At 70.3% G+C, this 11866-nt stretch carries 9 protein-coding genes; 5 read left to right on the forward strand and 4 right to left on the reverse strand.

Features of this window, described 5'->3' with window-relative positions:
• Positions 1 to 26 precede the first annotated feature (26 nt).
• The 4 genes from ABD355_RS25605 to mtnA form a co-directional block, all read right to left on the reverse strand.
• Entirely contained in the window at positions 27 to 1853 is a 1827-nt protein-coding gene (locus tag ABD355_RS25605) for an LpqB family beta-propeller domain-containing protein (protein WP_344402960.1), read from the reverse strand.
• A complete protein-coding gene (mtrB, locus tag ABD355_RS25610) occupies positions 1843 to 3894 on the reverse strand; it encodes an MtrAB system histidine kinase MtrB (RefSeq protein WP_344402961.1) in 2052 nt (683 codons plus the stop codon). The genes ABD355_RS25605 and mtrB overlap by 11 nt, the downstream gene beginning before the upstream one ends.
• 1 nt (position 3895) lies before the next feature.
• Positions 3896 to 4585 carry a two-component system response regulator MtrA gene (gene mtrA / locus ABD355_RS25615; RefSeq protein ID WP_187284748.1) on the reverse strand — a complete coding sequence of 230 codons (690 nt, stop codon included), beginning with the start codon at positions 4583 to 4585 and terminating at the stop codon, positions 3896 to 3898.
• A 195-nt stretch (positions 4586 to 4780) separates the two neighbouring features.
• A complete protein-coding gene (mtnA, locus tag ABD355_RS25620; protein WP_344402962.1) occupies positions 4781 to 5929 on the reverse strand; it encodes an S-methyl-5-thioribose-1-phosphate isomerase in 1149 nt (382 codons plus the stop codon).
• A 140-nt stretch (positions 5930 to 6069) separates the two neighbouring features.
• On the opposite strand from mtnA, the gene ABD355_RS25625 reads away from it, so the two are divergent.
• Genes ABD355_RS25625 through ABD355_RS25645 form a run of 5 tightly spaced genes read left to right on the forward strand, consistent with a single transcriptional unit; the run spans position 6070 to position 11713 of the window.
• Positions 6070 to 7431 carry a proline-rich domain-containing protein gene (locus ABD355_RS25625; protein ID WP_344402963.1) on the forward strand — a complete coding sequence of 454 codons (1362 nt, stop codon included), beginning with the start codon at positions 6070 to 6072 and terminating at the stop codon, positions 7429 to 7431.
• A 10-nt stretch (positions 7432 to 7441) separates the two neighbouring features.
• Positions 7442 to 8221, forward strand: coding sequence for a DUF4129 domain-containing protein (locus ABD355_RS25630; RefSeq protein ID WP_344402964.1), 780 nt, complete (start codon positions 7442 to 7444; stop codon positions 8219 to 8221).
• Positions 8218 to 9414, forward strand: a complete 1197-nt coding sequence (locus ABD355_RS25635) for a DUF4350 domain-containing protein (protein WP_344402965.1) — start codon at positions 8218 to 8220, stop codon at positions 9412 to 9414. Before ABD355_RS25630 ends, ABD355_RS25635 begins: the two co-directional genes overlap by 4 nt.
• Entirely contained in the window at positions 9414 to 10403 is a 990-nt protein-coding gene (locus tag ABD355_RS25640; protein WP_344402966.1) for an AAA family ATPase, read from the forward strand. The genes ABD355_RS25635 and ABD355_RS25640 overlap by 1 nt, the downstream gene beginning before the upstream one ends.
• Entirely contained in the window at positions 10403 to 11713 is a 1311-nt protein-coding gene (locus tag ABD355_RS25645; RefSeq protein WP_344402967.1) for a DUF58 domain-containing protein, read from the forward strand. The genes ABD355_RS25640 and ABD355_RS25645 overlap by 1 nt, the downstream gene beginning before the upstream one ends.
• Positions 11714 to 11866: the final 153 nt, after the last annotated feature.

Consider the following 11866-nt stretch of genomic DNA (forward strand, 5'->3'; position numbering starts at 1 on the left):
CTCACCGGCTCTCCCGCCCGACGGCGTCACCCCGGATAGACCGGCGCCACCCCGTCCGTGACCTTCTGCCACTGGCCGCCGGACGGCAGTCGTACGATGCCGTCCTCCGAGCCGGCCACCAACGGCAGCCGGTCGGACTGGGCCGCGGTGATCTCCTTGATCCCGGACAGGGCCGCGGGTGCCGGTCCCTCGGGTGTGGAACCGTCGACCTGCGCGTACCGCATGGTCTGCAGTCCGCCCTGTTCACGCCCGACCACCACGAGCCGGCTGTCCCCGGCCCACGACATGGCCGTGACGTCCTGCAACTCCGGTGTGGCGGTGTGCAGTCCGAGCACCGAGACGGTCGGCCGCCCCTCCGCAGCTTCCTGCCGCCGCTCGATCCGCCCGATGAGCAGGGACTTCGTGCTGCCCTTCGCCACCACGAGCGCTATACGCACTCCGTCGGCGGCCACCCGGACGTCCCTGATACGGCCGTCCAGCTCCGGGATCTTCACCGCGAGCGGTTCGCCCCTGCCCTGTTCCAGCAGGAGCAGCCGGGGGTTGCCGGGGTCGCGGTCGGCCACCCAGAGGTCGCCGTTGACATCCCAGCTGGGTGCCGTCAGCCGGTCCTGATCCGACTTGGCGTGGCTGGTCAGTAGGGGGGTGCCGAGCGAATCGCCGGAGACCAGCGACGCGACGTACAGCTCCTTGCCGTCGCCGGAAACGGCGGCCGCTTTGCTCTCGTCGTGCGAAACGGCGACCGAGCGCAGTTCCTTCTCGCCCTCGCCGAACGCCCCGGCCACCGGTTCGGTCTTGGAGTTGGGATTGTTGCCGGTTCCCATTCGTACGAGCCGGTTCTTGCTGTCGATGAAATACAGGTAGCCGGGCTGCTGCACCGAGCCGCGCGCGGTGGCGGCGTCGGCCTCGCGGAGCGAGCAGAGCCGCGAGTTGCCGGACTGCAAGTCGACCTGGTCCACCGCGGGGGTCAGGTTCTGCACGGTGAACAGGATCTGGGCGGCCATCTCGCTGCACTGGCCCTGACCGACCCGGCGGGCCTTCTCGTTCAGCGGCACGGTCAGCGTGTTCTGGTCGTCGGGCGTCAGCGCGGTGACGCCGTCCTTCAGCGCCGTATCCGTCGGGAAACTCGTCCGCACCACGTGATCGAGCCAGTGCGTGGGCCCGTTGAGGAGTGAGCGGACCATCTGCGTCATGGGATCGACGCGCCGACGGACGTACACGGGATCGGCGACGGCCGCCGGCTGCGTCGTGCTCCCGGCCGCGACGTTCGAGGCGTAGTAGTACTTGTTGACGGACATGTAGTTGCGCTGGAAGTCCGACTTACCCATGACGATGCCCTGCGGAAGCCTGTCGATGCGCCACTGCTTGGTCTTCTTGTCGCGCGTGAGATGCACCGGCGCGTCATAGGGACCGTCGTCGGGAGAGTACGCCTGCTGCTCGTCCACTTTCGCGACCCTGGTACCGGTCAGTGTGAACGAAAGGTCGTCGCCCTCCCGGCCGCCCAGGCGGTTGGGGTCGATGCCGGGCCCGTTGGCGAGGACCGTGCTGGACTGCCCCGGTTTCCATGTCTGTGACGCCGTCTTGGTCAGGTACTGCCGCGCCGTCGAATAGTTCGGATCGTCGCTGGTCAGCGCCTCGAGAAATCCGGAGACGATGTCCGAGGGCTGGGCGTCCTCCTGGGGCGGCATGGCGAAGACCCGCACCTGGGTGTCCTGTCGCGGGGTGGAGTCGACACCGCTCAGGTCTCCGCTGTCGGGCATCGAGGCGCATCCCGCCAGCAGTACGACGCCACACGCTGCATACGTCGCCGCGCGCATCGGTCTGCGCGCGGCGCCCCCCTCGCGGTCAGCGCCCACGAAATGCCTCCCCTTGCTTCTTCGACTCCTCCGGCCCGGCGTCCGGGCGGTTCGAGGTCCCGGCCCCGTCCTCGCCGGGCGTCTCGTTCTGCCGTCTGGCTCCGGAAGTGGGACGGGGCACCACGCGCGCGCCGTTCCCGGGCAGTGCCGTCGGGTCGGCCGTGGCGGCCGCACCGCCCAGCCTGGGGGCCATGGGCGGTATCTGGTCCGCGGCCGGCTGCGCGGGCACGGTGGCGGCTTTGTCACCGCGCGGCAGCCCGGCGTCGTTGAGTCCTCGGTTGCGCCGCGAGTCCTTGGGCTCCAGGGGTATCGGCGAGCCCCGCAGCGGCTCGTCCGCGGTCCGCGGCAGCGTCAGCCGGAACTGCGAGCCTCCGCCGGGCTCTCCCCAGGCCTGCAGCCAGCCGCCGTGCAGCCGCGCGTCCTCCAGGGCGATGGACAGCCCCAGGCCCGTACCGCCGGTCGTACGCGCGCGTGCCGGGTCGGCCCGCCAGAAGCGGCTGAACACGCGCGTGGCCTCACCGGGCTTGAGTCCGACGCCGTAGTCGCGCACCGCGACGGCGACCGCTCCTCCGGCCGAGGCGAGCTTGACGAGGACGTCCTTGCCCTCGCCGTGCTCCACGGCGTTGACGACGAGGTTGCGCAGCACCCGCTCCACGCGCCGCGCGTCCGCCTCGGCGACGACGGGCTGCTGATCGCCCAGCACACGTATGTGCGTGCCCTTGCGCTCGGCGAGCGGCTCGGCCCCGCTGACGACGCGCCGTACGACCTCCCTGAGGTCTATCGGCTCCGCCTCCAGCGCCGCCGCGCCCGCATCGAACCGGCTGATCTCCAGCAGATCGGCGAGCAGCGACTCGAACCGGTCCAGCTGGTCGGCCAGCAGCTCCGCCGACCGCGCGGTCACCGGATCGAAGTCCTCCCGCGCCTCGTGGATGACGTCCGCCGCCATCCGTACGGTCGTCAGCGGTGTCCGCAGCTCGTGCGACACGTCCGACACGAACCGCCGCTGCATCCGCGACAGGTCCTCCAGCTGCTGGATCTTCAACTGCAGGTTCTGCGCCATCTTGTTGAAGGCCTCGCCGAGGCGGGCGATGTCGTCCTCGCCGGTGACCTTCATACGTTCCTGCAGCCGCCCGGCGGACAGCCTCTCGGCGATCCCCGCGGCCATGCGCACGGGTGTGACGACCTGCCGTACCACCAGCCAGGCGATGGCCCCGAGCAGTACGACGACGAAGAGTCCCGCGGTCGCCAGCGTGCCCTTGACCAGGCTCAGTGACTTCTCCTCCTGGGTGAGCGGGAAGAGGTAGTAGAGCTGGTACGGCTCGCCGTTGGGGTCGTTGACCTGCTTGCCGATGACGAGTGCCGGCTGCGACTCCTTGTTGTTGCTGTACAGGATGCGGGTGTAACTCTGGGCGGCCGCCGTGTCGTCGTTGATCCGCGCGCGCAGGTCCTCGGGCACGCTGGCCGTCGGATCGACGAACCCCGAGGCACGGGGCCCGCGCCCGCCGCCGCTGTTGTCGTCGCCCGCGGGCAGCGTCACCACGTCGAAGGCGCCCTGGCCACCACTGGACAGGGACTCCACGAGGTCGCTCATCCACGAGGTGAGGTTCTGCGACTGCCGTTGATCCGCCGCCGTGCCGTCGTCACTGGTCCCGACCGCTGCCTCGTCGGCCTTCTGCTTGGCCACCGCGAACCCACCGGTGGCCTGGCTCTGCGAGGCCTTCACCTTGGCGTCCAGCAGCCCGTTGCGCACCTGACCGATGACGACGAATCCGAGCAGCAGCACCACACCCAAGGACATCAGCAGCGTGGTGACGACGACCTTGAGCTGTATGTTCCGCCGCCACAGCCGCATGACGGGCAGCAACGGCCGACGGACCCAGCGCATGAACAAGCGGAGCACCGGGCTGCCCTGGACTCCGCCCTGCAGCAGACCACCCTCCAGCAGCCGGCCCCAGCGCGATCCTGTCGTCTTCCGGCCGACAGGCCGCCCGGCGCTGGCCCTGTCCGGCCCCGGCGCCGAAGCGGCACTGTCACCGGACATGTCAGCTGGGCCCTGCCTTGTAACCGACGCCCCTGACGGTCACCACGATCTCCGGCCGCTCCGGATCCTTCTCGACCTTGGAGCGCAGCCGCTGGACGTGAACATTCACAAGCCGGGTGTCCGCAGCGTGCCGGTATCCCCACACCTGCTCGAGCAGCACCTCACGCGTGAACACCTGCCACGGCTTGCGCGCCAGCGCCACCAGCAGATCGAACTCCAGCGGCGTCAACGCGATCGACTGCCCGTCCCGCTTCACTGAGTGACCGGCCACATCGATGACGAGGTCACCTATGGCCAGCTGTTCCGGCGCCGGTTCCTCCGACCTCCGCAGCCGCGCCCGGATCCGGGCGACCAGCTCCTTCGGCTTGAACGGCTTCACGATGTAGTCGTCGGCACCCGACTCCAGCCCGACCACCACGTCGACGGTGTCGCTCTTGGCAGTCAGCATCACGATCGGCACGCCCGACTCCGCCCTGATCAGGCGGCACACTTCGATGCCGTCCCGCCCGGGCAGCATCAGGTCGAGCAGCACCAGGTCGGGTTTGCTCTCACGGAATGCGGCCAGCGCCTTGTCGCCGTCGGCTACGAAAGACGGCTCAAAACCTTCACCACGCAGCACGATGCCGAGCATCTCGGCCAGTGCCGTGTCGTCGTCGACGACAAGGACTCGTCCCTTCATAAACGACATCATCCCATTCTCATAACGGTGGCGAAGGTGCAGGTGAGCAGCGTCACTGGCCCGTGACGATAGTCGTACCCGGCCGTCACTGTCTGCCCCTGTCCCGCGACGTCGATGTCAGCCACGGATGTCAGCTACCCAGGGTAGGCGCAGGCTGACCATACGGTCGGCCCGGTGACTCCTGGCCGGACTGCTACCAGCTCCCCCTCAGCTGATCGTCACCTCGCGCGACCTGGCACAGAGCTCCGCAAGGGCTTCAGCCGTCACGGGCGAGACGGCACCCTCTTCCGTGACGATCGCGGTCACCAGCTCGGGCGGCGTCACATCGAACGCCGGGTTGTACGCCTGCGTCCCCAGGGGCGCCACCGGAACCCCGCCTCCCGCTTCCGCTCCTGCCACCGGCACCTGAGGTGCGGTGACCTCCGTCACCTCATGGCCTGGTCGCTGCTCGACCTCGATGGAGGCCCCGTCGGGGGTCTCCGGATCCACCGTCGTCAGCGGTGCCACCACGATGAACGGCACATGGTGGTACCGCGCGAGCACCGCGAGCGGATAGCTCCCGACCTTGTTCGCCACCGAACCGTCGGCCGCAATGCGGTCCGCCCCGATCAGCACCGCGTCCACCTCGCCGGCCGCGAAGAGCGAGCCCGCCGCGTTGTCCGTGAGCAAGGTGTACGCCATGCCGTTGCGGGCCGCCTCATAAGCGGTCAGGCGAGCGCCTTGCAGCAACGGACGCGTCTCGTCCACCCACAGTCGCCGCAACCTCCCCGCGCGGTGCGCCGCGAGCGCCACCGCGAAGGCGGTCCCCTCCCCGCCCGACACCAGCGACCCGGTGTTGCAGTGGGTGAGGATCCGGTGCCCGCCACCGGGCAGCAGCTCGTCGAGAAGTGCCAGCCCGCACTCGGCCATACGGGCACTGGCCTCAGCGTCCTCCTTGTGCAGCCGACGGGCCGCGGCAAGCGCCGCCGCCGCGGCCTGCCCGGCATCGCCGCTCCTGGCGAACTCGCTACGGTAGGCGCTCTGGGCCCTGCGCACACCGACAGCGAGGTTCACTGCGGTGGGCCGTGCACCTGCCAGCGCGGTTGCGGCGTCGTCCACGTCGAAGCCGCGTGCGGCGGCGAGCGCGACACCGTACGCTCCGGCGATGCCCAGCAGCGGCGCCCCGCGCACAGCCAGCGAACGGATCGCCTCCACCAGCGCGGGCGCGTCCGTGCAAACCCGCTCGACCTCCTCGGCCGGCAATCTCGTCTGGTCGAGAAGTACCAGTACGGGTCCTTCTGGTGGCTCCTCCCAGCGGATCGCCGGTATCTCGGTCGGACTGCTGTCTTCGCCGGATTGCACGTACTGATCAGCCATGCGATCAGTCTGCCCCTTATTCCGCAGACAATTGAAGGTGTGCAGCCCATACCGCGGCCGGTACCTCGGCGACCACCCCATGGCACGATGGCTGCCAACCTGCCGCCGCGACCGCGGACGGGCACCGTGAAGGAGCGACGATGAAAGACACTCCGGGCTGGGCCTCGCCCGGATCTGCCCCGTCCGACGGGCAGGAGCCCGGCGCGTCCGGCCCTGCCGGGCCCACCGACCGACCCGGCCCCGCGGAGCCCGCGGACCAGCCCGGTTCCGCCCCGCAGGACACGCCTGACCCGCAGGGCCCCGGCCCGCAGTGGTCCAAGCAGCAGCCGCCACCCGGCCAGTGGTCCGCGCCCGCCGATCCGGCAGGCTCCGGCCGACCTGCTCCGCCACCCCCACCGCGCAGCCCCGGTTGGGGCACCCAGCCACCCCCCGGCCCCGCAGGCCACGGTCCCGGCGGCTTCCAGGCCCACGGCACTCCCGGATACCCCGCATGGGGCGGCGGCTGGGGCGGGCCCCCACCCGCCGCCAAGCCCGGCGTCATCCCGCTCCGCCCGCTCGGCGTGGGCGAGATCCTCGACGGCGCCGTCTCCACCATGCGCACCTACTGGCGCACAGTGCTGGGCATCTCCCTGACCGTCGCGGTGGTCACCGAGGTCCTCGTCATCCTGCTCCAGGGCCTGGTACTCAACGACACCAGCACCGCGGCCCTCAACGACCCGAGCGCCACCGCGAGCGAACTGACCCGCGCCATGGGCGAGGCCATGCTCAGCTCCGGCGCGGTCTTCCTGATCTCTCTGATCGCCACAGTCGCCGCGACCGCCCTGCTCACCACCGTCACCAGCCGCGCGGTCCTCGGCCGCCCCGTGACCACGGGCGAGGCCTGGCGCGATGCCCGCCCTCAGGTCGTGAAGCTGTTCGGCCTGATCCTGCTGTTGCCTCTCATGGCCGTCACCATCATCTTCGTGGGCGCGCTGCCCGGCATCCTCGTGGCGGTCTTCGGGAACACCGAAGGGGGCGTCGCACTGGCCGTCCTCGGCGGCCTCGCCGCCGGCGTCGTCGCCCTGTGGCTGATGATCCGCTTCTCCCTGGCCTCGCCCGCACTGATGCTGGAGAAGCAGGGCGTCGTGAAGTCGATGATCCGATCCGCGAAGCTGGTCCGAGGCTCCTGGTGGCGTGTCCTCGGTATCCAGTTGCTCGCCGGAATCATCGCGAACATCATCTCGGCAATCGTCGTCGTCCCGTTCACTTTCCTCGCCGCAGCGCTCGGCGGCGAAGGCGTCGTCGGCTTCCTCAACGGTGAGGGCAACAACCTCGGCTGGACCTTCCTCATCATCAGCGGGATCGGCTCGGTGATCGGCTCCATGATCACTTTCCCGATCAACGCCGGCGTCACCGTGCTCCTCTACATCGACCAGCGCATCCGCCGCGAAGCCCTGGATCTCGAATTGGCCCGCGCCGCCGGCGTCCAGGGCTACGGGGCCGACGCCGGCTCGGGGGGCTGATGCAGTGAGCATGACGGGGGGAGTTCTCACAGCGGTGCCGACGGTCCTGCCGCGCGCCGCAGAATCGGCCGTACGGACGCTGCTGCGCGTCGGCAACACATCTGTCCTGTCGTCGGCGCACTCCGGCGACGAGCCGCCCGTGACGATCCCTCGGGATCCCGCACGTGAGGCAGCCCGTCGCGAGCTGTCGAAACGCATGTACCACGAGAACGACCCCAGCCTGTTCCAGCGCGCCCTGAACGCCTTCTGGGACTGGGTCGACAAACTGTTCGGCTCGGCGGCGGCCGCGACACCCGGAGGAACACTCGGCCTGGTCGTCGTCATCGTGGCCGTCCTCGCACTGCTGGGTGCACTGTGGTGGCGGCTGGGCACACCGCGACGTGAACCCGCCTCGTCCGCCGCCCTGTTCGACGATCGCCCGCGCAGCGCCGCCGAACACCGTGCGGCCGCCGAGGCGCACGCCGCCCAGGGCCACTGGAACCAAGCGGTCCAGGAACGCATGCGCGGCATCGTCCGCTCCCTCGAGGAACGCGCGCTACTCGACATCCGACCCGGCCGCACCGCGGACGAGGCAGCCGCCGAAGCAGGCCGTGCACTGCCCGACCACCGAGACCGGCTGCACGCCGCGGCCCGGGACTTCGACGACGTGACATACGGCGGCCGAAGGGCGAGCGAGCAGTCGTACCACCGCATGGCAGAACTCGACCGCGACCTGGAACGCACCAAGCCCCAGCTCGCGAGCAACAGCCCCAGCACAGCCCACAGCGCCCGCCAGGGAGCCGCCGGATGACGACCGAGGTCATGCTCCCGTCCACCTCGGCCTCGCCCACCGCACGCCAGGTGTGGACCCGCGCACGCGGCATCGCACTCGCCGTGGTCCTCCTCCTGGCCGCGGCCGTCGTGATCGCCGTGATCCGCTCCGACACCCGGCACGGCGAACTCGACCCACGCTCCGTCGACCCCCAAGGCAGTCGCGCCCTCGCCGAACTCCTCGCCGACCGCGGTGTGTCCACACGCGTAGTCACCACTCTGGACGGAGCTCGCGCAGCAGCCGCTCCGGACACAACCCTCCTGGTCGCCCTCCCCGACCTGTTGACACCCCGTCAACAGATCCGGCTGCACTCCGCGACCGCACATTCCGGTGGCCGCACCGTCCTCATCGCCCCAGGCGGCTCCTCGGTCGAGAAGCTTGCCCCCGGCGTCACCGCGGACCCCGCGACCAGCCTCGACTCGACGCTGCCACCCGACTGCCGACTGCCCGCCGCCCGCCGCGCGGGCACCGCAGACACGGGCGGCACCCGCTACACCACCACACGCCTCGGCGCCGACGAGTGCTACCGCAGCGAGCGCCTGGCCACCCTCCTGCGCATTCCGGAGACCTCCGGAGACGGCGACACCGTCGTCCTCGGCGCGCCCGACATCCTCTTCAACGACCGTCTCGACAAGGAGGGCAACGCCTCGCTCGCCCTCCAACTCCTCGGCTCCCGCCCCCATCTGGTCTGGTACCTCCCCTCGCTTTCCGACAACTCCGCCGCCGACACGGGCGACCAAAAAGGCTTCTTCGACCTGCTCCCCTCGGGCTGGCGCTGGGGCACGCTGCAACTCTTCGTCGCGGCAGCCCTCGCCGCCTTCTGGCGGGCACGGCGGCTGGGCCCCCTCGTGCCCGAGAAACTCCCCGTGGCGATCCGCGCCTCGGAAACCGTCGAAGGCCGCGCCCGCCTCTACCGCAAGGCGAACGCCCGCGATCGCGCGGCCGCCGCTCTTCGCTCCACCACCCGCACCCGCCTCGCCCCCCTCGTCGGCGTCCCCGTCGCCCAGGCGCACGCGCCCGAGGCTCTGCTCCCCGCCCTGTCCGCCCACCTCCACGGTGACGGACAGGCCCTGCAACCCCTCCTCTTCGGCCCGCCGCCAGGCGACGACGCGGCCCTCATCGCCCTCGCCGACCAACTCGACGCCCTCGAAAGAGAGGTACGCCGTCCATGATGGACCCGACCACTGACAACGCCGGGCACACCGGGGATCCGGGCAAAGCCCGAGCTTCCCTGGAGGCCCTGCGCGCCGAGATCGCCAAAGCCGTGGTCGGCCAGGACCCTGCCGTGACCGGCCTCGTCGTCGCCCTCCTCTGCCGCGGACATGTACTACTGGAAGGAGTCCCCGGGGTCGCCAAAACGTTGCTCGTACGCGCTCTCGCCTCCGCACTCGAACTCGACACCAAGCGCGTGCAGTTCACCCCCGACCTGATGCCGAGCGACGTAACGGGCTCCCTGGTCTACGACACTCGCACCGCCGAGTTCTCGTTCCAGCCCGGTCCGGTCTTCACCAACCTCCTCCTGGCCGACGAGATCAACCGCACGCCCCCGAAGACCCAGTCGTCCCTCCTGGAAGCCATGGAGGAACGCCAGGTCACGGTCGACGGCACCCCGCGACCGCTCCCCGACCCCTTCCTGGTCGCCGCAACCCAGAACCCGGTCGAGTACGAGGGCACGTACCCCCTCCCCGAAGCCCAACTGGACCGTTTCCTCCTCAAACTGACGATCCCTCTGCCCTCCCGCCAGGACGAGATCGACGTCCTCACCCGACACGCCGAGGGCTTCAATCCGCGCGACCTGCGCGCCGCCGGCGTACGCCCCGTGGCCGGCGGGGCCGACTTGGAGGCCGCCCGCGCCGCGGTCGCAAAGACAGCCATCTCCCCGGAAATCACCGCCTACGTGGTGGACATCTGCCGGGCCACCCGCGAGTCGCCGTCCCTCACCCTGGGCGTCTCCCCGCGCGGCGCCACGGCCCTGCTCGCCACCTCGCGCGCATGGGCATGGCTCACGGGCCGTGACTACGTCATCCCCGACGACGTCAAAGCCCTGGCCCTCCCCACTCTCCGACATCGCGTGCAACTCCGCCCCGAGGCGGAGATGGAAGGCGTCACGGCCGACTCCGTCATCAACGCGATCCTCGCCCACGTTCCCGTCCCCCGCTGATGCCGCTCACCGGACGCGCCGCGCTCCTCGCGGCCCTCGGCTCCCTCCCCGTCGGCATCTGGGACCCCAGCTGGACGGGCATCCTCGCCGTGAACGGCCCCCTGGCCTTGGCCTGCGCCTGCGACTTCGCCCTCGCAGCACCGGTACGGCGCCTCGGCCTGACCCGCTCCGGCGACACGTCCGTCCGCCTGGGCGAGGCGGCCGACGTGACCCTCACCGTCACCAATCCATCGCGCCGTCTCCTCCGAGCCCGTCTGCGTGACGCCTGGCCCCCCAGCAGCTGGCAGTCCGGCACGGAAATCGCGGCCTCGCGCCACCGCCTGACCGTGCCTGCAGGCGAACGCCGCCGGGCCACCACCCGTCTACGCCCCAGCCGCCGCGGCGACCGTCAAGCAGACCGCGTGACGATCCGCTCCTACGGCCCCCTCGGTCTGTTCTCACGCCAAGGCAGCCACCGGGTCCCCTGGACAGTGCGCGTCCTGCCCCCCTTCACCAGCCGCAAGCACCTGCCCTCCAAACTCGCCCGCCTCCGCGAGCTCGACGGCCGCACCAGTGTGCTCACCCGCGGCGAGGGCACAGAATTCGACAGCCTGCGCGAGTACGTACCGGGCGACGACACCCGCTCCATCGACTGGCGTGCGACGGCACGCCAGTCCACAGTCGCCGTGCGCACATGGCGTCCCGAACGAGACCGTCACATCCTGATCGTCCTGGACACCGGCCGCACCTCCGCAGGCCGCGTGGGGGACGCCCCACGCCTCGACGCCTCCATGGACGCGGCCCTGCTCCTGGCAGCACTCGCTTCACGCGCCGGCGACCGGGTGGACCTGCTCGCCTACGACCGCCGGGTACGCGCCCTCGTCCAGGGCCGCACAGCACGCGACGTCCTCCCGTCCTTGGTCAACGCAATGGCCACACTCGAACCCGAACTGGTCGAACTGGATGCCCGAGGCCTGACAGCGACCGCACTCCGCACGGCCCCCCGCCGCTCACTCATCGTGCTGCTCACAAGCCTCGATGCGGCACCCGTGGAGGAAGGCCTGCTTCCCGTGCTCTCCCAACTCACCCAGCGCCACACAGTTCTGATGGCATCAGTAGCGGATCCATACATCGCCCGTATGGCTGACTCCCGCGGAAACACCGAGTCCGTCTACGAAGCTGCAGCCGCCGCCCAGGCCCGAAGTGAACGCCAACGCACCGCGGAGCAGCTCCGCCGTCACGGAGTCACAGTCGTCGACGAGACACCGGAAGAACTGGCGCCGGCACTGGCAGATGCGTATCTGACACTGAAGGCGGCGGGACGTCTGTAAGAGAAGGGGAGGGCCCTCTTGAAGGGCCCGAGGCCTAAGCCCTGAAACGCAGAAAACCCCCGCACCGAATGGTGCGGGGGTTTTCTCAACAATTGTTCGGCGGCGTCCTACTCTCCCACAGGGTCCCCCCTGCAGTACCATCGGCGCTGTAAG

This window comes from Streptomyces longisporus, assembly GCF_039532765.1.
Taxonomy (GTDB): domain Bacteria; phylum Actinomycetota; class Actinomycetes; order Streptomycetales; family Streptomycetaceae; genus Streptomyces; species Streptomyces longisporus.

Excerpts from the sequence above, each read along its gene's own strand:
- mtrB (WP_344402961.1), bottom strand. The coding sequence starts at position 3,894 with ATGTCCGGTGACAGTGCCGCTTCGGCGCCGGGGCCGGACAGGGCCAGC.
- mtrA (WP_187284748.1), bottom strand. The coding sequence starts at position 4,585 with ATGATGTCGTTTATGAAGGGACGAGTCCTTGTCGTCGACGACGACACG.
- mtnA (WP_344402962.1), bottom strand. The coding sequence starts at position 5,929 with ATGGCTGATCAGTACGTGCAATCCGGCGAAGACAGCAGTCCGACCGAG.
- ABD355_RS25625 (WP_344402963.1), top strand. The coding sequence starts at position 6,070 with ATGAAAGACACTCCGGGCTGGGCCTCGCCCGGATCTGCCCCGTCCGAC.
- ABD355_RS25630 (WP_344402964.1), top strand. The coding sequence starts at position 7,442 with ATGACGGGGGGAGTTCTCACAGCGGTGCCGACGGTCCTGCCGCGCGCC.
- ABD355_RS25635 (WP_344402965.1), top strand. The coding sequence starts at position 8,218 with ATGACGACCGAGGTCATGCTCCCGTCCACCTCGGCCTCGCCCACCGCA.
- ABD355_RS25640 (WP_344402966.1), top strand. The coding sequence starts at position 9,414 with ATGGACCCGACCACTGACAACGCCGGGCACACCGGGGATCCGGGCAAA.
- ABD355_RS25645 (WP_344402967.1), top strand. The coding sequence starts at position 10,403 with ATGCCGCTCACCGGACGCGCCGCGCTCCTCGCGGCCCTCGGCTCCCTC.